27 protein-coding genes and 1 tRNA gene are annotated in these 26,828 nt (G+C 42.4%); 10 read left to right on the top strand and 18 right to left on the bottom strand.

The window, feature by feature from the left end; genetic code table 11:
* The first annotated feature begins 9 nt into the window (after positions 1 to 9).
* Positions 10 to 1,629 (top strand): M1 family metallopeptidase, encoded by a 1,620-nt coding sequence (locus NHE85_RS12990; protein WP_252812568.1) that lies wholly within the window; start codon positions 10 to 12, stop codon positions 1,627 to 1,629.
* Here NHE85_RS12990 and NHE85_RS12985 read toward each other — a convergent pair.
* Positions 1,626 to 2,675, bottom strand: coding sequence for an AMP-binding protein (locus NHE85_RS12985; RefSeq protein WP_252812567.1), 1,050 nt, complete (start codon positions 2,673 to 2,675; stop codon positions 1,626 to 1,628). The genes NHE85_RS12990 and NHE85_RS12985 overlap by 4 nt on opposite strands.
* Positions 2,668 to 3,609 (bottom strand): CPBP family intramembrane glutamic endopeptidase, encoded by a 942-nt coding sequence (locus tag NHE85_RS12980; RefSeq protein WP_252812566.1) that lies wholly within the window; start codon positions 3,607 to 3,609, stop codon positions 2,668 to 2,670. Before NHE85_RS12980 ends, NHE85_RS12985 begins: the two co-directional genes overlap by 8 nt.
* A 75-nt stretch (positions 3,610 to 3,684) precedes the next feature.
* Here NHE85_RS12980 and arsC point away from each other — a divergent pair, with 75 nt between their 5' ends.
* Both arsC and NHE85_RS12970 read left to right on the top strand, forming a co-directional pair.
* The gene (gene arsC, locus NHE85_RS12975) at positions 3,685 to 4,026 is read left to right on the top strand and encodes an arsenate reductase (glutaredoxin) (protein ID WP_252812565.1); all 342 of its coding nucleotides are present in this window, start codon (positions 3,685 to 3,687) and stop codon (positions 4,024 to 4,026) included.
* Between the two features lie 53 nt (positions 4,027 to 4,079).
* Entirely contained in the window at positions 4,080 to 6,581 is a 2,502-nt protein-coding gene (locus tag NHE85_RS12970; RefSeq protein WP_252812564.1) for an outer membrane beta-barrel family protein, read from the top strand.
* A 32-nt stretch (positions 6,582 to 6,613) separates the two neighbouring features.
* On the opposite strand, the gene NHE85_RS12965 is transcribed toward NHE85_RS12970, so the two are convergent.
* A complete protein-coding gene (locus NHE85_RS12965; RefSeq protein ID WP_252812563.1) occupies positions 6,614 to 7,021 on the bottom strand; it encodes a hypothetical protein in 408 nt (135 codons plus the stop codon).
* A gap of 114 nt (positions 7,022 to 7,135) precedes the next feature.
* Entirely contained in the window at positions 7,136 to 8,410 is a 1,275-nt protein-coding gene (locus tag NHE85_RS12960; RefSeq protein ID WP_252812562.1) for a Glu/Leu/Phe/Val dehydrogenase, read from the bottom strand.
* Positions 8,411 to 8,716: 306 nt separating this feature from the next.
* On the opposite strand from NHE85_RS12960, the gene NHE85_RS12955 reads away from it, so the two are divergent.
* The 7 genes from NHE85_RS12955 to NHE85_RS12925 all read left to right on the top strand — a co-directional run bounded on the left by NHE85_RS12955 (position 8,717) and on the right by NHE85_RS12925 (position 15,572).
* Positions 8,717 to 9,511 (top strand): sulfite exporter TauE/SafE family protein, encoded by a 795-nt coding sequence (locus NHE85_RS12955; protein ID WP_252812561.1) that lies wholly within the window; start codon positions 8,717 to 8,719, stop codon positions 9,509 to 9,511.
* Positions 9,512 to 9,559: 48 nt separating this feature from the next.
* Positions 9,560 to 10,969 carry a rhodanese-like domain-containing protein gene (locus NHE85_RS12950; RefSeq protein WP_252812560.1) on the top strand — a complete coding sequence of 470 codons (1,410 nt, stop codon included), beginning with the start codon at positions 9,560 to 9,562 and terminating at the stop codon, positions 10,967 to 10,969.
* A gap of 88 nt (positions 10,970 to 11,057) precedes the next feature.
* Complete coding sequence (locus NHE85_RS12945) at positions 11,058 to 12,200, top strand: TlpA disulfide reductase family protein (protein ID WP_252812559.1); 1,143 nt, start codon at positions 11,058 to 11,060, stop codon at positions 12,198 to 12,200.
* Positions 12,201 to 12,374: 174 nt separating this feature from the next.
* A tRNA-Tyr gene (locus NHE85_RS12940) sits at positions 12,375 to 12,455 on the top strand.
* Positions 12,456 to 12,748: 293 nt separating this feature from the next.
* Positions 12,749 to 14,059, top strand: coding sequence for a site-specific integrase (locus NHE85_RS12935; RefSeq protein WP_252812558.1), 1,311 nt, complete (start codon positions 12,749 to 12,751; stop codon positions 14,057 to 14,059).
* 155 nt (positions 14,060 to 14,214) lie between these two features.
* Complete coding sequence (locus NHE85_RS12930; RefSeq protein WP_252812557.1) at positions 14,215 to 14,946, top strand: helix-turn-helix domain-containing protein; 732 nt, start codon at positions 14,215 to 14,217, stop codon at positions 14,944 to 14,946.
* 80 nt (positions 14,947 to 15,026) lie between these two features.
* Entirely contained in the window at positions 15,027 to 15,572 is a 546-nt protein-coding gene (locus tag NHE85_RS12925; protein WP_252812556.1) for a dihydrofolate reductase family protein, read from the top strand.
* Between the two features lie 364 nt (positions 15,573 to 15,936).
* Here NHE85_RS12925 and NHE85_RS12920 read toward each other — a convergent pair whose 3' ends face one another.
* Genes NHE85_RS12920 through NHE85_RS12855 form a run of 14 tightly spaced genes read right to left on the bottom strand, consistent with a single transcriptional unit; the run spans position 15,937 to position 26,806 of the window.
* A complete protein-coding gene (locus NHE85_RS12920) occupies positions 15,937 to 16,215 on the bottom strand; it encodes a helix-turn-helix domain-containing protein (protein WP_252812555.1) in 279 nt (92 codons plus the stop codon).
* A gap of 45 nt (positions 16,216 to 16,260) precedes the next feature.
* A complete protein-coding gene (locus tag NHE85_RS12915; protein ID WP_252812554.1) occupies positions 16,261 to 16,545 on the bottom strand; it encodes a hypothetical protein in 285 nt (94 codons plus the stop codon).
* Between the two features lie 2 nt (positions 16,546 to 16,547).
* Complete coding sequence (locus tag NHE85_RS12910) at positions 16,548 to 17,342, bottom strand: hypothetical protein (RefSeq protein WP_252812553.1); 795 nt, start codon at positions 17,340 to 17,342, stop codon at positions 16,548 to 16,550.
* Positions 17,343 to 17,357: 15 nt separating this feature from the next.
* A complete protein-coding gene (gene traN / locus NHE85_RS12905; protein ID WP_252812552.1) occupies positions 17,358 to 18,185 on the bottom strand; it encodes a conjugative transposon protein TraN in 828 nt (275 codons plus the stop codon).
* A gap of 16 nt (positions 18,186 to 18,201) precedes the next feature.
* The gene (traM, locus tag NHE85_RS12900) at positions 18,202 to 19,455 is read right to left on the bottom strand and encodes a conjugative transposon protein TraM (RefSeq protein WP_252812551.1); all 1,254 of its coding nucleotides are present in this window, start codon (positions 19,453 to 19,455) and stop codon (positions 18,202 to 18,204) included.
* Positions 19,442 to 19,915, bottom strand: a complete 474-nt coding sequence (locus NHE85_RS12895; RefSeq protein WP_252812550.1) for a hypothetical protein — start codon at positions 19,913 to 19,915, stop codon at positions 19,442 to 19,444. The genes traM and NHE85_RS12895 overlap by 14 nt, the downstream gene beginning before the upstream one ends.
* Positions 19,916 to 19,917: 2 nt before the next feature.
* Positions 19,918 to 20,541, bottom strand: a complete 624-nt coding sequence (gene traK / locus NHE85_RS12890) for a conjugative transposon protein TraK (protein WP_252812549.1) — start codon at positions 20,539 to 20,541, stop codon at positions 19,918 to 19,920.
* Positions 20,538 to 21,737 carry a conjugative transposon protein TraJ gene (gene traJ, locus NHE85_RS12885; RefSeq protein WP_252812548.1) on the bottom strand — a complete coding sequence of 400 codons (1,200 nt, stop codon included), beginning with the start codon at positions 21,735 to 21,737 and terminating at the stop codon, positions 20,538 to 20,540. The genes traK and traJ overlap by 4 nt, the downstream gene beginning before the upstream one ends.
* Positions 21,738 to 21,747: 10 nt before the next feature.
* Complete coding sequence (locus NHE85_RS12880; RefSeq protein ID WP_252812547.1) at positions 21,748 to 22,383, bottom strand: TerB family tellurite resistance protein; 636 nt, start codon at positions 22,381 to 22,383, stop codon at positions 21,748 to 21,750.
* A 2-nt stretch (positions 22,384 to 22,385) separates the two neighbouring features.
* Complete coding sequence (locus tag NHE85_RS12875; RefSeq protein ID WP_252812546.1) at positions 22,386 to 22,997, bottom strand: hypothetical protein; 612 nt, start codon at positions 22,995 to 22,997, stop codon at positions 22,386 to 22,388.
* A 12-nt stretch (positions 22,998 to 23,009) separates the two neighbouring features.
* Entirely contained in the window at positions 23,010 to 23,690 is a 681-nt protein-coding gene (locus tag NHE85_RS12870) for a conjugal transfer protein TraI (protein WP_252812545.1), read from the bottom strand.
* 6 nt (positions 23,691 to 23,696) lie between these two features.
* Entirely contained in the window at positions 23,697 to 26,165 is a 2,469-nt protein-coding gene (locus NHE85_RS12865) for a TraG family conjugative transposon ATPase (protein ID WP_252812544.1), read from the bottom strand.
* A 6-nt stretch (positions 26,166 to 26,171) separates the two neighbouring features.
* Positions 26,172 to 26,489, bottom strand: a complete 318-nt coding sequence (locus tag NHE85_RS12860) for a DUF4133 domain-containing protein (protein ID WP_254004414.1) — start codon at positions 26,487 to 26,489, stop codon at positions 26,172 to 26,174.
* A gap of 2 nt (positions 26,490 to 26,491) precedes the next feature.
* The gene (locus tag NHE85_RS12855) at positions 26,492 to 26,806 is read right to left on the bottom strand and encodes a DUF4134 domain-containing protein (RefSeq protein ID WP_252812543.1); all 315 of its coding nucleotides are present in this window, start codon (positions 26,804 to 26,806) and stop codon (positions 26,492 to 26,494) included.
* Between the last annotated feature and the right edge of the window lie 22 nt (positions 26,807 to 26,828).

Below are 26,828 nucleotides of genomic sequence, written 5' to 3'. Positions count from 1 at the left end.
ATTAGTCAAATGAAAACAGTTTTACTATCTGCATTCCTATTATTGTATTTTCAGAATACAATTGCACAAAACTATACCAGGCGTGACAGTCTTCAGGGCGGATTAAGACCCGAACGCACCAGTTTTGATGTGCAGCGCTATGACCTCAACATTAAAGTTGATCCGGATAAGAAATTTATTAGCGGCTATAACGATATTACTTTTAAAGTTGTTGAAAACACCTCTAAAATTCAACTTGACTTATTCGAGAATATGAAAATTGACAGTATTGTTATTAGTAACAATAAAGTAAGCTATAAACGAGATAACGATGCCGTATTTATAACATTTGCCAGTCCTCTTAAAAAAGGTAATGAAGAAATATTACGATTTTACTATTCCGGCTATCCAATTATTGCAAAAAACGCTCCCTGGGATGGCGGTTTTGTTTTTACAAAAGATAGTGATGGTAAACCCTGGATAGGTGTTGCAGTTCAGGGAACAGGAGCAAGTTTATGGTACCCTGTTAAAGACCATCAAACCGATGAACCTGACAGAGGGGCAACCATAAAAGTTGCTGTGCCAAATGGATTAATGGATGTGTCTAACGGTAGGCTAACAGGAAGCGAAGATCTAAAAAATGGTTATACAAGATGGGATTGGGAAGTAAAAAATCCCATAAACAATTATAATATCACCCTTAACATTGCCGACTATGTACACATACATGATAATCTGGACGGACTTGATCTTGATTATTATGTTTTACGTAAAAACGAAGACAAAGCACGTAAGCAATTTGAAGAGGTAAAACCTATGATGGAATGTTTTCAGTCTAAATTTGGGAAATATCCCTTTTTTGAAGATGGCTATAAGCTTGTAGAAACACCTTATCTGGGGATGGAACATCAAAGCGCCGTTGCTTATGGAAACAAATACAAAAAAGGCTATTTAGGTGGTGATCTTAGCCTTTCCGGCATAGGCTTAAAGTTTGATTATATCATTATACATGAAACCGGGCACGAATGGTTTGGCAACAGCATAACTTCTAAAGATATAGCTGATATGTGGATACATGAAGGCTTTACCACTTATAGTGAAACTGTGTATGTAGAATGCCGTTTTGGTTACGAAAAAGCAATGCAGTATATTACAGGCCAGCAATATAGTGTAATTAACAATAAGCCCGTTATTGGCATTTTCGGGGTTAATAAAGAAGGCTCTAACGATATGTATTACAAAGGGGCATTAATGCTTAATACATTGAGGCATGTAGTAAATAATGATGATAAGTGGTGGGATTTAATACTGAATTATGCTCTTATGTATAAAAAAGATATTATTGATACTGAAACAGTAATATCATATTTTAACGCAAAAACAGGTATGGACCTTACCCCTGTTTTTAATCAGTACCTGCGTTATGAAAACATTCCAAAGCTTCAGGTAAAATTAAATGGCAGCGAACTTGAGTACCGATGGCAGACTGATGTTGCTCACTTTGTAATGCCCGTAGGGCTGATAATTAATAATAAAGAGGTGCGTCTAAAAGCTACCAACAACTGGAAAACTTTAAAAACAGAAGCATCAGGACTTGATAAAGTAAATCTGGACAAAAGTAAGTTTTATGTAAAACTGGAGAAGCTTTAAACAGCTTCTTCCAGTGTTTTATCTCTTATAACCTTTCCGCTTACAGTTTCTGCAAAATGGGGTACAAAAAGAATATCCTTAGGCTTTTCGAATTTTCCCAGTTTGCTGAAAATTTTATCATCAATTTCCATAGGTTCACCTTCTATAACAAGTACAAGTTTCTGCCCCAGTTTTTCATCGGGCATACCTTTTACAAAAAAGCGCCTTTGTATTTTAGATGATAATTTTTCCTCAATCTGCTCAGGAAATAATTTTACCCCGCCGCTATTAATAACATTATCATACCTGCCCAGCCAAATAAAGTGTTTATCATCTACTATTTCAACCACATCATTTGTAAGAACAGGTTCGTTACAAATTACATACGGATCGATAACTAAACAATGCCTGTCGTCTTCACTTATCCTTACATCAGGAAGGGTAGTAAAAGCCTCTTCTCCTATTTTTTTAGCCGCTATATGAGTAATTGTTTCGGTCATTCCATAAGTTTCGTATATGGCAATTGGAAGCACCGATAACTGTTTAGAAAGAGATTCGCTGACTTTTGCTCCTCCCAGAATTATTTTCTTTATCTGCTGTAATTTTTCAAGTGACTGCTGTGCCTGCAGCGGCACCATAGCAGCAAAATCATAACTATTGTAATTACGCTCCAGCGGATTAGAAGCAGGGGAAACTAAATCCATATCCCATCCTAATATAAAAGCTCTTACCAGCATCATTTTACCTGCTACAAATTGTGTAGGCAGACAATGTAATACCCTTATACCCGGCTGAAGATCAAAAAAATTACCTGTAGCCATTGCAGAATGTACCATAGCCTGCTTATCAACCTGAATCATTTTAGGCGCTCCTGTGGTACCGGATGTCTGCATTTCTATATAATTTCTCTGGTCAAACCAATCGAGTAAAAAATCACCAACTGCCCTTTCAAAAGGCTCTCCTTCTTTAATAAAACTATAAGCAATACGACACAAATCATCCTCAGAAAGATGAAACCCGTTCAGCTTAAATTGAGGATGTACAAAGTGATAGTCTGGGTTATTCATGGCTTTGTTCTAATTTATTAATATTTGTCTGATCAGGCAATGTAAGAACTACCCTGCCAGTAAGTTTATTCTTCCAGTCAGTCCATTTATAAACTTTACTAAAAATAATCAAAAGAAGCGGATAAATAATTATAAGTGGCAGCAAAATATCAAAACCTGCTTCAGGTATAGAATTATCTTTTAATACCGAGTCTGTCTGCAATGCAGTCCAGTCAGAAGTTACCAGTAAAGCGGTAACAAGATTATTAGCCGCATGGAAACCCAATGCCAGCTCCATACCCTCATCCATTAATGTAATTATTCCTAAAAAGAAACCTGTACCTATATAATACAGCAATAATAAATATCCTAATTTTTCTATTTCGGGATTTGCAATATGCATCAACCCAAATAATACGGAGGTTATAATAAGAGGTATAAGCCTGCTTTTTGTAGCTACTCCTATCCCCTGCATTAAATATCCCCTAAAAAGATATTCTTCAAAACTGGTTTGCATAGGTATCATTACAATAGCTATAGCTGCCAGATAAGCAAAGGGTACGGGTTTAAAATTGATCTCAAAGTTTTCAGGGTTCATAAAGTAAGCAGCAGCCGTCATTGCTGTAGTGAGCAATGCCCATAGCCCAAATGAAAAGAATATTCTTTTCCAGTCTACTTTAAGCCTTGAAGTAGTAAGGCTTCTGATACTTTGCTTATTTATAAATTTTACCCAAAGCAATAATATTATTAAAAAAATAACCAGTGGCAGCATAGTTTCGAACAATACGCGATTGGCTCCCTTTCTTGCAATTTCAGACTGTATAAGCTGATCTACATCTATATCAACTAAAACTACAGCGGCATAATTAAGCAGCATAAGCATCAGAAAAACAATAGGTATAGGAAGATATTTTATAAAATCGAACTTTTTGCTGTATGCCTGCTCAATAAACATATAATTTAAGATTTTGTTTGGACTAAGTTACTTCAAATTTCGGTTAATAATAACGTACTTTGCAAAAAGAATAAAATGATTACTATATACCATAATCCACGATGCAGTAAGTCAAGAGAAGGACTTCAATTGTTAGAACTTCAGGATAAACCTTTTACAACCGTAAAATATTTAAATGAACCTTTAAACAGAGAAGAACTTACTGAAATAATTAAAAAACTGATTATAAAACCTATAGAACTTGTAAGACAAAAAGAAGAGGTTTGGGTAAAAAATTATAAAGGCAGGGATTTGCCTGATGGCAAGGTTATTGATATTATGCTGCAACATCCTAATTTAATAGAGCGTCCTATAGTAGTTAATGGCGATAAGGCCGTTATAGCGCGCCCTGCTAAAAGGATAAACGAAATAATATAACCAAAAAACATCATTCCGGATACCTGAAAAATATCCGTTCCAATTAACATTACATGAAGAATTTTCAATCATCAATTTTAATCTTACTACTATTCTGTTCTTTTGTCACATTTGCCCAGGGAGGTTCCGGGGGCGCCAAAGTAAAAGTGAGTGGAAAACTCATAGAAAAAGACACAAAATTACCACTTGAATTTGCAAACGTTGTTATTCAAACTCCTGATAACGTTACCATAAATGGCGGATTAACCGATGCCAAAGGAGAATTTAGCCTTGAAGTACCCGCGGGCACTTACAATATTAAATTTGATTATATCTCTTTTAAACCCACAGTAATTACAAATAAACAGATTACAGAAAATACTAATCTGGGGGTTATTGTGCTCGCTCCTGATGCAACTTTACTTAAAGAAGTAGAAATAACCGCAGAACGCACTACAGTTGATATTAAGCTCGACAAAAGAGTCTATAATGTGGGCAGCGACATGATGGTAAAAGGCGGAACCGTGAGCGATGTACTTGATAATGTACCATCCTTATCTGTAGATGGTGACGGTAATGTAGCTCTAAGAGGTAACCAGAGTGTTACTATACTTATAGACGGAAGGCCTTCTACACTTGCAGGAAGCAATGTAGCGGAAGTATTGAGGCTTTTACCTGCAGACTCTGTAGATAAAGTAGAAGTTATAACCAACCCGTCAGCAAGGTATGATGCGGAAGGCGGCGGGGGTATTGTAAATATTATACTTAAAAAAGGTAAAGCAGATGGCTTTAACGGATCTGTAATTGCTACTACAGGTAACCCTGACAATCATGGGGTAATGGCCAATCTTAATTTCCGAAGCGAGCAGTTTAATATGTTCTCTAATCTTGGATATAACTACAGAGAAAACCCTGGTAATTCATTTACAAATAATGAATACTTAAATGAAGATGGCAGTACTAAAAATTACACAAACGAAAGAAGGACAAATGTACGCCTGCGTAAGGGTTTTAATGCAAACTTTGGTATGGACTGGTTTTTAACCAAATCTACTACATGGACCAACTCTGTATCTTTCAGAAGAAATAAAGGTAATAACCCTACTAATACATATTATGATAATTTTGACGCTAACCATGATTATATAGATACAAGCTACCGTTATAACTATCAAACATCGGATGATCAAAATGTAAATTATTCATCAAGCCTTGTGCATAAATTTAATGAAGATGGTCACGAACTAAAAATAGATGCATCTGTAGCTATGGATAAGGATAAAGACAATGCCAATATTGATGATATTACATTGGGAACTCCTGACATTACCAACAGTAATGAAAGAACCCTGAACAACCAAAAAGAAAACCGCTCTTTACTGCAAGCAGATTACGTTTTACCAATAGGCGAAAAAAGCAGATTTGAAGCAGGGTATCGTGGAAGCTTTGCAACTATTGAAACGGATGCAAGAGCAGAAATACTGGATGAAAATGGTATATGGGTAAACAATGGTGACTACAGCAACTTTTTAGAGTATAAAGAGAAAGTAAATGCGCTATACTCACAATTCGGATCTAAAGTAGGTAAGTTTTCATATTTGTTAGGTCTTCGTTGGGAAGACTCAAATATAGATGTCAATTTATTAAATAAAGGTGATTACAATAATAAAAGGTATAACAACTTTTTCCCAAGTGCTTTCTTAACCTATGAATTTAATGAAAACACAAATTTAAGCATTAGCTACAGCAGACGTATCAATCGTCCAAGAGGTCGCTTCTTAAATCCGTTCTCAGGACTTGAAAGTAACATTAAAATTTTCCGTGGTAACCCTGACTTAAATCCATCTAAAACTAATTCGTTAGACCTTGGTTTCCTTAAAAAATGGAATAAAATTACTTTAAGCTCTTCTGCTTATCTGAATATTACCAATGATCCTTTCCAGTTTGTACAAAGACCATCAGGTACTAAGGTAAACGGTACACCTGTTATAGAAACAACACCATTAAATATAGGAAAAGAATACCGCTTTGGGTTTGAATTCAATGTAAATTATAACCCGTTCAGATGGTGGAGAATAAACAGTAATTTCAATTTTTACAGAAATGAAACGCAGGGAGAATTCAGTTATATAACCCCACCCGATGAGTTAGGCAATACTACCACTGAAATTCAGAATTTCAATAACACCGCATATAGCTGGTCAACAAGGGTAAATTCTAAAATAAGCCTGCCTTTAAAAATAGACTGGCAGCTTAATGCAAATTACAATGCTCCGCAAAACACGGCACAGGGTCGCAGAATTGGTGTAGCAAGTGCTAACACCTCCATTAGCAAAGATATACTTAAAGAGCGAGCTACAATAGGATTAAATGTACAGGATATATTTAATTCAAGGAAAATGAAATATGAAACCGATATACCTAATCTTTCCAACTCGTACAGCGAAATGCAGTGGAGACAAAGACAGATTACCCTTTCATTTACCTATCGTTTTAATATGAACAAAAATGATAAGCAAAAACAACAGCGGGAACAACAGGACAATGGTGGCGGAGATGAGTATATGGGAGGATAAAACAACAAAAAAGGGCTTTTAAAAGCCCTTTATTATTTCTGGTAATCGCTATAATTTTTAGTATAATCTTTTTCGTTGCTGAATAACAATTTAACACCTGCTATTAACCCTCCAATATAATCAGCATTCCAGCTATAGTTAGATGAATGAGGACCCGGATATTCCATAATAAACGTAGATCTATCCTGATAATATAGTCGGCTGTCATAGCCTACGTATACATTTCTTGCTCCAAAATTATTACTGTCAAGCATAAAAATATATTCACCAAAAACTTTTTTATAGTTTTTTGAGAAGTAAGCAAAATCTATATCCAATGGTTTAAACTTATCTTCTACCCTACTATTGTTAGCTATTGCCAGTTCATTAGAAAAAACTTTTTGCTGGCCATGGGCAAACAATACACCCGAAAAGACTATTATTGAAAAAACTTTTTTCATACAACAACTATTTACTGGTTAGCAGCTCTCTGATACTTAATATATCAAATATAATAATTTTAAAAACACAAAAGGCGCCATATAGCGCCTTTTGAAATATAATATAAGAGTATATTAAGGAAAGATACCTCTTTGTTTGTAAGCCATTTCAATTCTGGTTAATGCTACAATATATGCAGCAGTTCTCCAGTCTGTTTTATACTGAACCGAAGAAGTAATTACTTTATTAAAAGCTTCTTCAAGTTTTTTTCTAAGTTTAATAATAACATCATCCATTGTCCATATCTCGCCGTTACGGTTTTGCAGCCATTCAAAATAACTACCAACCACACCGCCTGAATTACAAAGGATATCCGGAATGATATCAACACCATTAGCCAGTAATATTACTTCGCCTTCAGTATCTGTAGGTCCGTTAGCACCTTCGGCAATAACTTTAGCTTTAATATTAGCTGCGTTTTCTTCTGTAATCTGATTTCCTAAAGCAGCCGGAATAATAATATCACATTCTATTCCAAAAAACTCATCAGATTTGTAATTCTGGGTTCCTTTATAACCGGTAATAGTTGCATTATCACTCTGATATCTTAATAAAGCTTCAGGATCTATACCTTCAGGATTGTAAATTGTACCAGTAGCATCCTGAACACCAACAAGTATAGCTCCATTTTTATTCATAAAATGCGCAGCCCAGTAGCCAACATTACCAAACCCCTGTACAATATATTTTTTTCCTTCAAGAGTAGTTCCTTTTACTTTAGCCCAAGACTCAAGCGTTACAACAACACCAAAACCTGTAGCCCTGTCACGTCCTTCAAGCCCGCCCGAACCTACTGGTTTACCGGTAACAACGTGCTGATTTTTAGAACGCTCAGCAGGTGATTTTGTAGACATATAGGTATCTGCTATCCAAGCCATCATCTGTGCGTTTGTATTCACATCCGGGGCAGGTATATCATGTTCAGGACCAATATTATCTCCAAGAGCAAAAGTAAAACGTCTTGTAATTCTTTCAAGCTCTCCCTGAGAGTATTGCTTAGGATCAATCTGAATCCCCCCTTTACCTCCTCCATAAGGAAGGCCTGCCAACGATGTTTTCCAGGTCATCCAGGTAGCAAGAGCTCTGGCTGCATCAATATCTACTGTTGGATGGTATCTTAAACCTCCCTTATAAGGACCAAGAGCATTGTTATGCTGTACTCTGTATCCGGTAAATACTTCTACTGCACCATTGTCCATTTTTACAGGAAAATGAACCACGATCTCATTATTAGTTATAGATAAGATCTTTTTAACGCTTTCATCCAGCCCCATAACTGCTGCAGCCTTTTCAAACTGGTTTTTAACGTTTTCATACATGCCCACGCGGGGCTTTATTGCTGTTGCCATAAATTTTAACTTACAACTGAATTATAATTACATTAGCTTTAAAAAAAGCATCACAAATATATATGAAGTTTGTGATAACTTAATCGTTTGAATTAATAATTTTACAAAATTTAAATCGTAAAATTGCATTTGATATAAAATCAGATAGCAAAAAGTCTACCAAACTGAGTATATCGTAAATATTAATATAATATCAACAAGACAACTTACTAATAACCAGTAAAATACAAGACCCTAACCTAAATAATGTAAAATCATGCGGATAATATTCGGCTTAAGGCTTTCATTTTAGGTTTTAACTAAAAAATGGAAATAATTATTGCTTATACCGGAGCATTTTTAATAGGTTTGATTTTAGGCCTTATGGGTGGCGGCGGATCTATACTTACAGTACCATTATTAGTTTATATTATGGGAGTGAACCCTGTAACAGCTACAGCCTATTCTCTTTTTACAGTAGGCACAACTTCTGCTTTTGGAAGCTTTCAGAATTATTACAAGAAAAATATAGCTATAAAAACAGGCTTTATCATAGCAGTGCCTTCTTTCATAGTAGTTTACATTACACGCAGATATATACTACCTTATATACCTGAGAAAATTATTGGAACAGAAGTTTATACTTTAAGTAAAGATACTTTTATCATGATGCTTTTTGGCGTTATAATGCTCATGGCATCTGTTTCTATGCTTACGCAAAAAACTACCTGTGATAATGATGAACCTAAAAAAATAAACTATCTGTATGCTTTACCGGGAGTTGCTGTAGTAGGACTTTTTATGGGACTTGTAGGCGCAGGCGGCGGGTTTCTTATTATACCAATGCTTGTATTTTTTGGAGGCCTTACAATGAAAAAAGCTGTTGGCACATCTTTATTTATTATTGCTATAAATTCACTCACCGGATTTGCAGGTGACATGCAAACTATAAACATTCAATGGGATTTTCTTTTATCCTTTACCGTAATTTCTGTTTTTGGTATATTTGCAGGAAATTATCTGCACACGTATGTAAATGAAAAACAGCTAAAACGCGGATTTGGGTGGTTTGTACTGATTATGGCTGCCTTTATCCTTTCAAAAGAAATCATAGGTTTCTAGTTTTGGTTTATTTATTACAGCCGGCTTAATATCTTAAATATCCTTATTATGAAAATAGAACAAATATATACAGGCTGCATTGCACAGGCAGCTTATTACCTTGAGAGCAATGGTGAAGCCGCAATTTTTGATCCTTTAAGGGAAGTACAGCCCTATATAGATAAGGCTCAGAAAGACAATGCTGCAATAAAATACATTTTTGAAACGCATTTTCATGCCGATTTTGTTTCCGGACATATAGATCTTGCAAAAAAAACAGGAGCCAAAATTGTATATGGGCCAACAGCCAGGCCGGAATTTGAAGCTGTTATTGCAAATGACGGGCAGGAATTTAAAGTAGGTAATTATACTATCAGAGCTATACATACTCCCGGCCACACTCTGGAAAGCACCTGCTATTTATTAATAGATGAAATAGGAAAAACTCATGGTATAATTACCGGAGATACTTTATTTATTGGTGATGTAGGTCGTCCGGATCTTGCTCAGGCGTTAACGAAAGATCTTACACAGGATATTCTTGCTTCTCACCTTTTTGATTCGCTTCGCAATAAAATTATGCCTCTCGCTGATGATATAATTGTATATCCAAGTCATGGAGCAGGCAGCGCATGTGGTAAAAACATGAGTAAAGAAACAACTGATACACTGGGAAATCAGAAGAAAGTGAATTATGCACTCAGAGCAGATATGACAAAAGAAGAATTTATTAAAGAACTTCTTGACGGATTGGGAGCCCCCCCTGCTTATTTTCCACAAAATGTTATGCTTAATATACAGGGATACCAAAGCCTTGACACTATTATAGAAAAAGGACAAACTGTTTTTACAGCACAGGAATTTATGGCAAAAGCTAATGAAACCGACGCTATTGTGCTTGATGTAAGGCATGAAGATGATTTTGTAAAAGAACATATTCCCGGATCTGTATTTATTGGACTTCATGGGAATTTTGCGCCCTGGGTAGGTGCTCTTATCAGAGATGTAAACCAACCTCTTTTACTGGTAACCCCTGAAGGAAAAGAAACTGAAACCATTACCAGACTTGCACGTGTAGGATTTGATTTTAGCCTGGGATACCTTAAAGGGGGCATTGCAGCATGGAAAGAGGCAGGATTTGAAACTGACAGCATACAATCAATATCTCCGGAAAGTTTTGCAGAAGCATTGGCTAAAGAAGAAAAAATTATTGTTGACTCAAGAAAACCAGGTGAGTTTGGCAATGGTCATGTTGTAAATGCTGTTAATATACCTCTTGATTTTGTAAATGAACAACTGGCCGAAGTACCGAAAGAAGAAGAATTTTATATTCACTGTGCAGGAGGATACCGCTCAGTAATTATGGCTTCTATACTAAAATCACGGGGTTATCATAACATGATTAATGTTGAAAAAGGCTTTGGAGGTATTAAAAATACCAATGTAAAAACAACCGCAATACAACCTACATGCTCCTGATAGTAAGAATAAAATAAATTCTATAAGGCTATGAGTATGCAATTGATTTTTAAATACTTTTACACAAAATAATAAACCAAAAAAATATATGAAAAAATTTCTTTTAATTGCTGTTGCTTCCGCTTTTGTTGTGTCCTGCAATAAACTGGCAGACAACCAGTTTGAAATTACCGGAACAGTAGATTCTTCTTTAAACGGTAAAAATGTTTTCCTTGAAAAACAGGGTGCAATGGGATATGCCTCTGTTGATACCGCAAAAGTTGAAAATGGAAAATTTGCATTTAAAGGTAATGTTACTGAACCTGAATTACATTTTATACAAGTAGACGGGGTTAATGGTAAAGCCGAATTTATTCTTGAAGAAGGAGAAATTGATATTGCAGTAGATAAAGATTCAATTTTTAAATCAAAAAAAACTGGTACCTACAACAACGAAAAGCTTAGTGAATATTATGACAAAATAGCTGCTCCAAGAAAAAAAATACTGGCTTTCCAAAAAGAAAACCAGGCAGCAATGATGGAAGCTTATAAAAAACAGGATACTGTTGTTATGAATAAGCTTAATAAAGGCTATGAAGCTATAGGTAAGGAAATGAAAGAAATTTCTAAAAACTTTGTTGACAAAAATCCTAAAGCTTATATATCTGTATTACTACTAAAACAAGCTTTTTCTATGGAAAAAATTCCTTATGCTGATATGAAAAAGAGATATGACGCTCTTGATCCTGAAGTAAAGAAGACAAAAGCAGGCAAAGAGCTTGGTGAAATGATTGAAAAAGCAAATGCACCTGCGGTAGCAAAAGCAAATGTAGAGATTGGCGCAACAGCACCGGATTTTACTGCCGCTACACCTGAAGGCAAAAAACTTTCTTTAAAAGAATCTATGGGCAAAGTTACAATTATAGATTTTTGGGCTTCATGGTGTAAGCCATGCCGCATGGAAAATCCTAATGTAGTTGCAATGTATAATGAACTTCACCCTAAAGGATTAAATATTATTGGTGTTTCTCTTGATAAAGAAGAAGGCAAATGGAAAGAAGCTATTGCTGCCGATAAATTAACCTGGAACCATGTTTCTAATCTTAAGTTTTGGGAAGAACCTATCGCAGTTCAATATGGGGTACAATCTATACCGGCTACTTTCATACTGGATGCAAACGGAAAGATAGTGGCAAAAGATTTAAGAGGTGAAGAACTTAAAACAAAAGTTGCTGAACTTTTAGCAAAATAAGTATCAGTTTTTCTATACAAAATTAAAATCTCCCTCGGGAGATTTTTTATTTTATTAGTGTACAGCACTTTAAAAAATAGTTATAAAATTACCAGCAAATATGTTTGTTTACTTAAAAAACAGTTCTATATTTGCACCGCATTAAACAACAATGCATGACTCGTAAAAGAGCATGGGGAGATACTCAAGCGGCCAACGAGGACGGACTGTAAATCCGTTGGGAAACCTTCGCAGGTTCGAATCCTGCTCTCCCCACGAAATGGGTTAAAATAAGGAAAATCAAGCTTTTCCAAGTTTTTCAAAAACCCGTAAAAAAACGTGTAAAACCTGCAAAATCAATGATTTGCAGGTTTTTTTATTTCCCTGCACTTCATCAGAATTTATAAAACGGCACAAAAGTTTTGTGGCAAAATCGTGGCACATTTGCCTCTAAGAAAAATGTGCCACAGAATTGTACTCAAACACCTGTATATCAACAGGTAAATCAGGTTAACGACTTGATTTTAAGACGCTGTATTTCTACATTTATTAATCTAAAAAGTTGAATTATGTTAGAGAACAGTTTTGGGTTGTCTTTCTTTTTGAAAACACCCCGCAATGCAGGCAGCCTCAGGAATATCTACCTGAGGATCACGGTAGATGGCGTTCCAAGGGAAACGTCGATTAAAAGAAAATGGGAAGTAAGCCGCTGGGACCAAAAGACAGAACGGGCAATAGGCAATAAAGAGGATGCTAAGGCAATAAACTTTTTCCTGGACTCATTGCTGATGAAAGTGAATGAGTGCAAGACCGAACTGCTGTATAGCGGAAAGCCTGTAACTTCGGAGAAGATTATGGATTATATCCTTGGCAGGCTTACACCCCGTGTTAAGGTCCTCGAAGAGTTCGAATCTCATAACCGGGAAATGGCTGCCCTGATAGGCAAAGGGTATGCAGAAGGCACGCTGGACCGTTTTACGATTACGATAAACCACTTAAGGGAGTTCATCAGAATAAAGTTCAACCGTGTCGATATGGAATTCGCTGATCTTGACCTTGCCTTCATTAAAGATTTTGAATTTTATCTTCGGACAGTGCGCAATTGCAGCAATAATACGTCGTTAAAGTATATTGCCAATTTCAAGAAAATCGTACTGCGCGCAATAGACAAAGAAATAATACTGAAGGATCCGTTTAAGAACTTCAAAGGCCGTAAGACTAAGGTCATTAAGAAACCGCTTTCGAGCCAGGAACTGTATGCGCTGGAGAACCAATACTTCACAACTGACAGGCTGAATGTGGTACGTGATGTTTTCGTGTTTCAATGTTATACAGGACTTGCTTACATTGATGTTTATCAACTGAAAAAGGCGGAAATAAAAAAAGGTATTGACGGGAAGCTCTGGATCATCTCTGCCCGCCAAAAAACGGGTTCAGAGACTAATATACCTCTATTGCCACAAGCTTTAAGAATTATTGACAAATACAAAGACCATCCTTTATGCCTTCAGCGGAGAACAGTCCTGCCTGTTTCATCGAACCAAAAGATGAATGAATACCTAAAAGAAATAGCCAACCTCTGCGGATTTCCTTTTACGCTTAATACACACATGGCACGCAGGACCTTTGGGAGCACGGTTACATTAAACAATAATGTGCCGATCCATGTAGTAAAGGAAATGCTTGGGCATGCATCAGTAAAACAAACGGAAGCCTATGCTATTACAGAACAGGCATCTATTGGGAGAGAAATGACTCTCCTTGATAAGCGACTCAACAAGAAAGTGGCTAAAATGTCGCAGGCAGATATTGCCATATTGGGAAAGCTCGAAAAAGAGATACGGCTATTAAAGGAAAAGTATAATATCCGGACAGCATAGAGCTGTCTGGATTAAAACAATTGAATCTACCTAATAACCTAAATTTATTAGTCAAAGGTTATTACTACAATGTACACTGGCTAAAGCAGCGGTTAGAACGGTAATATATTAAGTTAAATATTTTTACTTTATTTTTGCTAGACAACTTACTCCACATGACCTACCTCGAAAAAATACCAACACCAGCATTGCAGCCCTACATCCACTCCTACTGGCAACTTAAAGGAGATACAACGGACAATCAGTGGGAACGTATATTTCCTGATGGCTGTCCGGGTATTGTTATTAATCTCGGAGATAATTGCTTAACTGATAATGGGTCATCTAAAATGGAGCACGGTAAAACATATGTTGTGGGAGCGATGACTTCTTTCAAGGAAAGCTTTGTAAATCAGGATACAAATCTGGTCGGGATTTGTCTAAAGCCCGGTATTTTTTCTTATTTATATAAATATGCCTCACAAAAGGAACTGGTAAATTCGACTATTGAATTTGACCGCTGCCAATCTTTTGATACCGCTCTTGTTCTTAAAAACAATGTTCAGTATTTCAATAAATTCTATACTGAACGGGCAAAACAAATTGATGGAAATTTCCAACAGGTTCTTTATGATATAGGTTTATCAAAAGGGCAACATACTATCAGCCAGTTGGCAAGCCGGCATTGCACAACTGTGCGCCAACTTGAACGGATGTTCGCAGTAAATATAGGCCTTAGCCCGAAAGAGTACAGCAACATAATTCGCTTTCAGAATGCTATGAAACATATCGTCTCTTCCAAAGAAAAAAGTCTTTCCGAAATTGCGTTTGAGTGCGGTTATTACGATCATGCGCATTTGTCTAATGACGTAAAAAGGTTTTCAGGGCTTACACCCTCACTTCTCTGATTTTGTCGCATATTTCCAAAAAAAATTCATTTGCAACATCATACTTTTGCATATCTAATAACAAAATTTGTAGAATGCATATGAGAAAAGTAATCTTGAATTTAGCGGTAACATTAGACGGGTTTATTGAAGGGCCGAACGGGGAAGTAGATTGGTGTATCCTTGATGATGACATGAAATTTGAGGATTTCGTATCAAATATAGATACCATTTTTTATGGAAGGGTGAGTTACGATACATGGGGAAAATATAATCCGCAAGACTATTCCAATGAAGCTGATAAGGCATTGTGGAGGGAGGTACATGCAAAAAAGAAATACGTATTTTCACATGAGCAACGAAACGACAATACAACAATTTTTGTAAGCAATGATATTGCAGCCAATGTTAAAAAGATTAAGCAGGAACCGGGTAATGATATTTGGCTATATGGTGGTGCTGGCCTAATCAATACCTTTATAGAAAATAACCTTATAGACATCTACATGATATCTGTTCATCCGGTAGCATTAGGTACTGGCAAACCCCTGTTTGAGAACTTACGGGAGCGCCAAAAACTTGAATTAATAAGGAGTCATCAATTCCGTTCAGGTGTCGTACAACTAGTTTACAAGCCTTCTAATTGATTCTGGCAGGTACCCGGCTTTAATCACAAACTCTTAGAGTGTTATGGCAATAATGCAGGTATAAAAAAACAACCTTATCGACAAGGTTGTTTTTTTATATCCAGTTCACTGCGTACGCCCGGATGATAGGAGGGTCGATACACGATATAGCCTAACTGCTGGAGGCTTTTAAAATACTTGTGATAGGTCGGAAGGGTAGCGATATGGGCTAGGCGCATAATCTGGCTGCGACTGACCTTAACTGCTTCTGCCCTGCCCTGCTTCAGGGCAAGAAAGAGTACAGCCGTAAGTAATGAGAGATGCCATACCGTAAGCCTCCTGTCCTTCTCTACTGTCGCAATGAACCGTGTGAATTCTGCTACAGTCATTTGTCCGGATTTTCATTGAACAGTCCCATAAGGTCATACCTGCTATAATAGTAGGAGCCTAAAACTTTCTTGAAACGCACCTTGCCCGTGATCCTCAGGTTCTGTAGCGTACCGGGGGAGATGTCAAGCATCCTTCGTACGGCCCTGCTTTTCAGCCATTCAGGCTGACCAGGGTCTTTCCCGGGACCTGTGTCACTTTCGATTATCTTGCGTATAGTACTGATCAGCAAGGCGCCGAACTGCTGCAGGTCTTCCTTACTTACTCCATTATCCATAATAATAAGATGGTTTACAGGTTTGAGTGGGTACTTTTAAATATATCAGCTTGCAAAATAAATACTGCTGGGCTTATTCTTTTTCTTTGAGGGTTCATACCTCAAATAGCCGTAATCATTGAGATCATGCATACAACGGCTATAGGTTTTAAGTGCTGATATCTTGGCTATAGGCATAATCTCATAGCTATAGGCCATAACAGTATTTGAAAAGCCACTGGCAGCAGCATATTGTACCAGCGCAGCAAAAACGCTTATATGGGTTGCACCAAGCCTTCGGTCATTATGGCTGCGCTGGAAAAATACTGCCAGTGGATTATCCGCTTCCATCACTATAACGATTGTTTTTTACGTTGCTTTTTTTCGTTCTTCTCACCCGGTCCGTCTTCTTCAGCAGCGGACTTTTTAGCCCGGGTGTTCTGCTGTTTGGATGTTTCTCCGTTTTGGGACTGTTGTTCCGATTTACCCTGGCGCATGTCCAGCCTGTTTTTGTCCGCATCATAGACATTGACCGTCTTAAACTGCGGGTTGGCTTCCAGGTACTGCTTAATCTCCTGCCCATCCTTGATAAAGGTAGCCGACTGCAGGTTGCCCTTTTTCAGGGAATTCATAAGGTCTTCCTTATGTGACGGATTATCCAATTCCTTAATTGGATATTTGCCCACTGCGGCCTCAAGGTCATAGCCGTAATTCTCGTGGTAGTGGTTCAGCCTGAAGTTGCCGTTGTTATCGGTATCTTTGAAGTCCAAAGAAACCCACGCGTTATACACTTCCCCTTCCCTGCTGGTCAGGTCTTTGTTCACTGCCCTGCCCTCCATCAGGTTATATGCTTCCTTAAGGGTAATGTTGTTGCCCTTATTGATATAAAAGGTTTGCTCCAGGGATTCCGGCCTGCCTTCTTTCTGCAGGCTTACCCTATAGGAGTTGAAAAAATAAAGGTCAGTCTGTTCCGATTTCCTGAAACTCAGTTCAGCACTCACCTTGTCCTCGCCGTAAAAAGCATCATGCTTCAGGCTGAAAGTCGGTTGCTGCTTTTCCATCTGCTGCTTCAGTTCGCCCTCTAGTGCCTCCCCGAAGCCGGTGTATTTTACCTGGTCTTTCAGGTAATCATAATTTCGCTCGTTCATAATACATTATTTTAGTTATTCGTTAAAAGTCGGCAGTGGTACCACCTGCGTTGCCTTACGGTTGCGTAGTTTCAGTTGCAGGTGCCTGCCCCCCGATGCCTCGGTCAGTTCCACAAAAAGGTTTTTTTTATCCGGTATGGTGAACTTGGGCAGTACCGCCACAAAGGTCTTCAGGGTATTGGGAGGTACCTTTTCAGTAGGCTCCCATACCGTAATGGGAGTGATCTCAATATCCTGCGAGGCGGTGCGCCTGCTCCTTTTCTGATCGCGGATCAGAAAGCGAAGCCGGTCTATTGTGTAGCTGATATTGGTAGCGTTTTCAATGGTAATCCTGTAAAAGAAATACTCGTCTTCCACAAACATACCGGTGACCGACAGGGTTATCCCATTGTCGTTTTCATTCAGGCGGATGCGATGCCGGTCATGATAGGCTTTCGAAGCCAGGGTATCAAGCATTGCGGCATTGTCCGTCTGCTCCGCCACGACGGCTCCCGTGGCTTTGCCCGTAAAGTCGTAAGCGCTGTAGTAGGGACAGGGTTCATAATACAACATGAAATTGTAAAGTTTCCCGTCCGCGGTGACCACCGTCAGGTTGGATTGCAGGAACTCTTCCTGCACCGCCTTGATCTGCAAAATATTCTCAAGGCCCTTGGGCTTTTGAGCCAGTATGTCCCTGCTGCCCCTGTCCACGCCCAGGATACGGTACGGGAACAATAGGCTGGTGGTCTGTTGTTCCGAGATGCCGATTTCCCTGTTAACCGGCAGGGCCGAACCGCTGTACTGTGCCCATAGGCAAACAGGCAGCAGCATCAGCGCACATCTTAAAATAAACATTGTCTTCATAGTCTGATTATTAGGGTTACTTATCTTGTTGTTCATCTTTAAGCAGGATACGGTAGCCCTTTTTAAGGGTTACTTTTACCAGCTTTACTTTTTTGCTGAACAGTCCTTTAGCCGCTTCAATGCCGGCACCTGCCGCCTGCGCACTCCAGGAATCTTTCAGGGTGGTAACACCCAGGGTCTGCATGGAGCGATCTGCCGAGGTTTTGGCGACATCCCTGTTGATGGCTCCGGGTATGTAAATACCGCTTAGCCCGTCCAGGTCGTATACGGCAAGCTCCACGGGGAATAAGGAATTGCCGTGTCGGATGCTCTGTATCTCGATGGTAAGGCGTTCCCCCTTCAGGGAAGCCGTACCTACCACAAAAGTGCCTTTCGGGATCACCTGACCATTAATGTAGATTTCCTGGTCCAGTTCCATTTTTACCGTAGCGCCGTTGACCACGGTCTGTGTCTCGGCAATGACAGCCGATACCGCATTATTCTGAAAGGTTTCCGTGGTCACTTCGTCAAGGCCGTAGAAACCGGTATGGACAGTGGTGGGTGTAAAGGTGATTTTATGTGACTGTTGTGATGCTATGCTGGATACCACCTCCTCGTCCTGTTGTGTGGTAATGCCATAGACCCTGCCCCTGTTGCTTTTGGACTGTTCGCGTAGTTTCTGTTGTACGCGCTCAGGATACTGTATGTCGAGTATACTTTCCAGCATACCTCCTATTTGTGCCAGTTCGGGGTCTGGTTCTGATGCCGTTTCCATGGATTGCAACATCTCTTCCAATGCCCTGCTCTGGCTGTTAATGTGTGCAGGCTGTTCAACAGCAGGTTCAGCAGGTGGTACTATTTTGCCTTTAGGTGGCCTGCTGACAGCACGTTGTAATGCTTCCAGCTGTTCATAGACTTTTTTCTCCTGAGGGCTTTGGAAACTGCTTATGGTCAGCCCGCTGCGCTGCCTGCCGTTACCGGTAACCGAATCGGTCGTTTCGTTAAGCGTGTCATACGAGTAGTTTGGGTCTTTTTTCCTCAGGTCATTGATCTTGCTGGAATCCTGTGCGGCCTTGTCGTAATATTGCATCTTATCGAAGGATGCTTCATCTTCCAGGTTGGCAGCAGGCAGCTTCAGGTTAAAGCCGCGTTTGGGCTGTCCCTCGGCAGTGGTCGGTGTTCCCCCTCCCATGGCCCAAAAGAAGAGCGTGGTAAAGGGAAGCAGTAAAAGCGGCAGGAGCCAAAGGATTTTTCTTTTCCTGCGCATCGGTGCGGGTTCATTGTTTTTCATCGGAATCGTGTTTTTGAGTTGCAATTAATTGTTCGGCTCTGCGAATGCTGTCCAGCAATCCGGGCCGGGCTTGCAGCAAACTGTCGCGGGTCTTTCGTCCGGATGCGGTTCTTGAAAGGCTGTCCCAGTAATGCTGGAACGCAGCTAGCCGTTCCTCCAGCACGGAATCATCAGACGCCACTTTGGGACTGCTGATCCGCGGGGCGGCAACACTGCGGACAGCATCCGGTTTTGCAGTAATACCCATTAGATTGCCGAGTCCTCCGAAGAGCATCAGTATGCAAAAGCCTGCGGATACGGCCACAAAAAAGCTTAAGGCCAGGTACTGCCCTTTTCGGGAAAGGCGGGCTGCCTTGGCTTCCATCCATTCCACCCATGCCAGTTGTGTCCGGAGCCGCAAGGCGTGAATGTGCTGCGGTAGGCTGGGCTTATACACTTTATTTTGATTTTTATCGATCATGGCTAATGGCGGTTTTCGGTTCCGATATCTTTATTGTCGAGCGTACGCCATCGCTCGATCAGGAAACCGTGCGGGTTGTTGTCGCTGCGCGATACGTTCCTCAGGTTACCCTCGGTAATCAGGTTGCGCTTAAGGATGCTGGTCGGCCTTACGATCTGCTGCTTGGCATAGCAGCGGAAGTAAAAGGGATAGTTCTCGACGCTCACCACAATACTGTCTATGGTGATGCCTTGGCTGATGTTCCCCGAAATGATACCGGAGTAGTACCCGGCTTCCTTAAGGTCGTCATACACCCGTTTTGCCGAGTTGTCGGCCAGGTACAGCGCCTTTGCCACGTTCTCACGGATGACCTTGTCGTCCGGGTCAAGGGTAAAGAAATAATGATGGAAATTGCGCACGTGGTCGCGCGCTTCCACCGCGATGTTGTCCCTGCGGTCCGAGGCATAAGCTTCGATAGCCTTGCCATTGGCCAGCACATAGATCTTGTCCTGCAGGCGGTGTACCGTCGTGTAGCTCTGGTAGAGGGCGAAGACACTCACCAGGGCACTGGCCACCACCACGACCATCGTAAAGGTTTTTACATGGCGGAAAGCGGTTTCAAGGTTGTCAATTTTTGTAAACATCATGATTCTTTGCCTTTTACTTTATCTTTCATATAATTGTCGTTATCGAAATAGGGGCCGCTGCTGCCATGGCCGGAATAACTCCCCGACATCCTCCCTACTGCATCCCCAAGCCCGTCGGCTGCCATACCGGCTCCCATGGAAGCGGTACGTGCTGCGGCCGTGGCGGTACCCCCGAAAATACTGGTTACCTTCTGTCCAAAAGCCCCGCCCCCGCCGGCGTGTACAATGTAATTAGCGACTGAGGGTACGGTAAAGTACCCGATGATACCGATGATCATAAAGACCAGGTATGCAATATCGGTCCTGCTGAAAAAGGTATCCCCGTACTCATTGACCTGTGCGATGTCGACCTGTAACATCTTTTCCTGTATCTTTCCGATAATACCTCCAAAAATGTTGGCTACGGGCAGCCACAGGAAGACATTGATATAGCGGGCCAGCCAAACGGTCAGGGTATGCTGGAATCCGTCAAAGACAGACAGTCCGAATACCAGTGGTCCCAGTATCGCCAGGACAATCAGCTGGAAGGTACGCAGGGTATCGATACAAAGGGCCGCAGCCTCAAAAAGGACGCGTAATACCTCGCTCATCCATTCCTTGACCGAATTCCTGAAATTGTAGGAAGCCTTGGCCATGGCAAACTTGATGTCGTTGCCAATGCTCTCAATCAGTCCTTCCCCGGATCCGGAATCCTCCTCGTGGGTATATTTGTACCAGCGTTCCCGGTCGCCACTGCCGTCTTCCCCCACGTACATCTGCCAGGCATCCGTAGTCTTGATGGCTTCCTCCTTCTGGCGCAGTAGTTCTTCGATAGCGGCATTGGAATTTTCTACCATGGTATCGGTAGCGCTGACCGCGGGTTTCATAATGCCGTTGATAATGGCAATGACCAGCGGAAAGGAAATAATGCAGAAACCAATCACAAAGGGACGGAACAGCGGATAGAAATCGATGGGCTCCGCATTGGCCAAGTGCCGCCATACCCGTGAGGCGATATAGAAGAGGGCCGCAAAACCGGCAATACCCTGGGATATCCCGATAAGGTCGCTGCACAGGGGCATCATCTCGTCGTACAACTGGTCCAGCACGGCATGAAGGCCGTTCATCTCCTCTGCCATGGACTGGCTGTAGCCTACAGCGGGAAGCAGCATTACTGCTGCCATGCCCCATAGTTTTTTTTTATATTTAATAGCCATAACAATCAGTTTAAGGGTTGGTTTGGGTCAATAACCTAAGGGCTTCCACATCATGGGCTTCCCTGCCGCGTTGCAGGGCGAGTATGCCGGTCTGCGAATTGAAATCCCTTACGAAAAGGCATTTGTCCTGTACCGACAGATAGATCCTGTCGATGGCCGCAAGGCGTTCCTCATCCGACATGCGCAGCTCCCCAGCGGTCAGTACCGCCGTCAGCTCTTCCAGATCGCGCAGGCTCTCCCGAAAGATACGGTCGTATACCTGCGCGAAATAGTCGAGTTCCTCAGGGGCAAAAAGCCCGCTGGACTGCAGCTTGTTGCGTTGGCGGCCCGAATTGCCGACCAGCTCCACCTGGTAATCGATGATCTCCCCTACCCTTTTGTAATTGCGTACCGCAGGGCTGACCTGCAGCAGTGCATCCAAAAAGGTCTTGTGCAGGTCGAAATTGCCCTCGGTCAGGTCCTTTACGGTGTTGTACCCCTTGGTGAGTATCTCATAGCCTTCCTTCATGTCTTTGAGTATGGCCCTGAACTGTGCCAGTTTTTCAATATTCAGTGCGAGCTGCTTGAGTTCCTGTACCTGGGCGTTGCCCTGAACGGTAATTAAAAACATTAAGCTTGCAAACAGTAGTTTTCGAAGTGCTTTCATAGTTATGGATTTAGGTTGTACAGGCGTTCACTTTGTTGCACGTTTCGGGCTTCGCGTGCCCTGGCGTTTACCAGTAGCATGCACTGATCGTAAAAGTCACGGGCAAAGCGGTAGCGGTCTTCCGTATTGGCATAAAGCGCGTCAATACGGTCAATGCGCCCGGCATCATCAGCGGTGTAGCCGGTTTGGGACAGCACAGCTTCCAGCTCCTCAAGGTCATCGGCACAACCTTGCAACACGCGCGCGATGACCCTTCGGATATAGTCTTTCTCATTCCCATAGAAAAGGGCACCGTCGAGCTGGCCGGACAGTTTTTCCTGCAACGCTGTGATGCGGGTATTCAGCGTGATAATGGCACCTGCTTTGGGATAGTCCTGCACAAAAGGGCTTACGTTATCCAGCCCATCAAAAAACAAGCTGTGCAGGTTCAGCTCGCCTTCCTTCAGGTCTCCGATAAAATTTAACCCGTCACGGGCGATACGGTAGCCTTTTTTCAGGTAGCTGCCGTAGGTCTTAAGGGCTGCGATCTGCTGCAGCATAACCCGGTCGCGGCTTGACTGCGCAACTAGTACAAAGGACAACAGCAGGGCTGTTATGGTCAATAGTGTTTTCATCGCGGTATTGTTTTAGTGTACACTGCCGTACAACCTGCGCAACTGCTCCACTTCTTTCGAGGTCTTGGCACGTTGCAGGCTCAGAAGCACATTCTGCCCGTTAAAGCGTCTCAGGTCGTCGTAGCTGCGGTCAATCTGGTCCGCCGCTTCATTGATGAGTTCCAGGCGCTGGGCATCACTCATGCTGGTGGTATAGGATTCGATAATCGAAAAGATCAGCTCCATATTGGAAAGGCTCTCGGCAAGGATGCCGCTATACACCTGCTCTATATAGTCGAGTTCGTCCGCGGTAAAATACTCGTCCTGTTGGAAGAGCTGCCAGGCACGCTGGTATTCCGAGAGCAGGCGGGCCTGTTTGTCGGTAATGTCGCGAATGCGCTGGTACTGGGTAATAATAGACTTAACCGCTTTGAGCTCGTCGTAATAGTCCTGGTACAGTTCCTTCTGCTTCTTGGTCCAGTCGGAGATCTCATCCAGTTTTACCTTCGAAAGGGTATTCTCAATTTCCTTTTGAGCATTCTGCAGCCAGATGGTTTTGTTCTGCAGTTTCTGTATCTTTAGGTCCATTGCCTTAATCGCTTTTACCACTGCGGCGCGGATAATCCCAAAAATGGGCGGCGCGGCAGTCGCAGGGCGTGCCTCGATACTGCTGAGCAGCAGCAGGCAGACCATTATTTTTCCAATTGTTTTCATAGCGTTTCATTTAGGTTTATTCTCGTGTAGTTCCTGCACTAAGGCTGCGATACCCCTACGCACATCCCCGCCAAAGCGGGCGGCGTATTGCTGCACCCTGACCTTTTCGCTTTCCTCGGTGGTATAGGCATAATATTCCTCCGGGGAGACCTCAGTGCGGTACACCTTGGAAAGTACCCCGCCAAGGGAGATAAATACCTCTTTATAGTGTTTGTCGGGATCGTTCGCCTTATTGACCGAAAGCACCAGTGCCTTTTCCTTTTCGGTCAGTCCCAGCAGTTCCTGTATCTGGTCAAATTTGTTCTGGTATTTGCGCTGGTCCAATAGGATCTTGCAATCGCTGTTGTTGATAATCGCCTGCTTGACCACGGGGGAGGAAATGATGTCCTCCACTTCCTGGGTCACCACAATGGCCTCCCCGAAGAATTTACGTACCGTCTTAAAAAGGTACTTGATGTACTCGGCCATGCCTTCACGGGCAATCGCTTTCCACGCTTCCTCAATCAGGATCATTTTTCGTATCCCTTTCAGCTTGCGCATCTTGCTGATAAACACCTCCATGATGATAATGGTCACCACAGGAAACAATATGGGATGGTCCTTGATGTTGTCCAGTTCAAATACGATAAAGCGTTCCTGCAAAAGTTCCAGGTTGGCCGTAGCATTCAGCAGGTAATCGAATTCGCCGCCCCGGTAGTACGGGCGCAGTACGTACAGGAAATTCCCTATGTCAAAGTCGCGCTCCTTGACCTTATCCTGTTCCAGTACCGCGGTAAAATCATCCCGCAGGAATTCGTAAAAGGAGTCAAATCCAGGGAACAGCGCCGTATTAGCCTCCAGTTTCTCGTAATACAGCTGCAATGCATTGGAAAGTGCCACGTACTCGCTGCGGCGGAAAGTCTCCGTATCCTTTTTCCACAAGGCCAGCAGCAGGGTTTTGATGCTTTCCTTCTTCTCGGTATCCAGGCGGTCGCCTTCCCCGATATAAAAAGGATTGAACCGGATGGGGTTGTGCTCCTCATAGGTGAAGTAGTACCCGCCCACCATATCGCAAAGCCCCTTGTAGCTGTGCCCCACATCCACCAGCACCACATGGGTGCCCTGCTCGTAGTAGCTGCGTACCATATGGTTGGTAAAAAAGGATTTTCCGCTGCCCGAAGGGCCGAGTATGAACTTGTTGCGGTTGGTGCAGATACCCATTTTCATGGGCTCATCACTGATATCCACATGCACGGGGCGTCCGGTCAGGCGGTCACCCAGGCGGATACCCATCGGGCTGGCAGAGCTGCGGTAGCCGGTTTCCAGGTTCAGGAAACAGGAGGCCTGTTCGGCAAAGCTGTCAAAGGTGTCGTTCATGGGAAAGTCCGCGGCGTTGCCCGGCAGCCCCGCCCACCAGATCTGTGGCGCCCCCACGGTCTCCTGCTTGGCAGCGGCATCCATTTGGGCAAGGGCTGATGACACCTTGTTCTTCAAATCGTTCAGTTCCTCTTTCCTCTCGGTCCATACCAATATATTGAAATGGGCCTTTACCGGAAGCCGTTGTTTGCTGATAGCTTCGTTCAGGAAATCATTGGTGGCATCCCGGGCAATCAGGTTCTCACGGCTATAAGCCGAAAGGGATTGCAGGCGCAGCCTTTTGCTTTCCATGCGCTGCAGCGTTTTGGCGCTGTCCTCAAAGAACAGGTACTGGCTGTACAGGTGGTTGCACGAAAGCAGCTGCCCCAGCGGTGAGGCAAACCCCACACTGAAAGGCGTACGGTCGGTCGAATAGCGGTCATAGGTGATTCTTGGGCCACATAGTGAGGGCAGGTTCGCAGCCTCCCCCAAGGTATACAACTGGGCGTATTTTCCGTTGATCAAAAGGCCCTCATCAAAAGCGACATCACCATAGAGGTATTCGCCCTTGCTCTCGCTCAGGGTACAGTACTGTTCCAAAAGCCCCACCCTGTGGGCTTCGCTGTAGATATCGGTATCCCCTAAGGGAGACATGCTGACAAAGCCGCTGTCCTGCAATATCCTTTGGAACTGCCCGCAGGCATCCCTGAAATCCTGCAGGGCCTGTGCCCCCAAGGTCTCTTTGGGCAGCAGCGCAGGGCGTGTCAGGCTGGAAAACAGCGAGGTAGCATTTTTCCTGCCGGCCGGTTTTTTGGTCAGGTACAGGTAACAGCTGTGGTCCAAGAACGGGCGCTCGTTAAAAAAACGCTCGCTGCTGCGGTACAGAAAACTTTCCTTTGCAAAATCCGGGGTATGCCCGCTGTGTATAAACCGGTCCTGTTTGCACAGTACGGTATGCTTAGGCAATACACGGAAGGCTTTCAGCCATGCCTGGTGGAAGGCCTCGTACTCCGGATCCGATAAGGTAAAGAGCTCCGGCAGTTCCACACGGAACCCCAGGGTAGCATCGCCCTGTTTGGATATGATGATGCCCTGCCGCACATCCAGAAGCGGCAGCAGCTGTTCGATTGTTTTCTCCATGACATATTATTTGGATGGTTGCATAAAGGCCTTACGGCTGTAGCATTTGAGCGTTTTGGGAAGCTGTTTCCGGGCCAGGGCTTTCATCATGCCATGCTCACCGTACTTTCGGCTCATTGCATAGATCCTGACGACCAGTACGGCACCCAGTATCCCGATCATCCCCACACAGATAAGTGAGGGAACACCAACGATAAAGAGGGCAGCAAACACGATCATCAGAAGGATGACGCCCCCGCCAAGGTACCAGATGTACTGTGCCTTAAGCCCTTTGAATTCAATGCTCTGGTTGATGCCCTTATTGACTTTGTACAGGCTGCCCATGATCAGATCCCGAAAAAGGATTGGATAACCGTGGCCACTACGACCAGAAAGACACAGCTGCCGAACCAGGCGGCGGCTACTTTCCCGGTATCGGGATCACCTGCGTTCCATTTCTGATAGACCTTAACTGCGCCGATCAGCCCCAATATGGCGCCAACGGCATACATAAGGTCAGTGCCCGCATCAAAATAGCTCCTCACCTGCTGGTTGGCCTCGTTGATACCGGCGACTCCGTCCTGTGCAAAAGAAGCATATGGGAATCCCAGCACCACAAGCAATACACACAGCGGTAGTGTCCTGTTGATATATGTTTTCATAACAAAAGATTTTTAGTGGAAA

It is taken from the genome of Flavobacterium sp. NRK1 (assembly GCF_024054175.1).
Lineage (GTDB): Bacteria > Bacteroidota > Bacteroidia > Flavobacteriales > Flavobacteriaceae > Flavobacterium.
The sequence above is the reverse complement of the archived record's forward strand: the minus strand, read 5'-3'. Positions and strand labels throughout refer to the sequence as shown.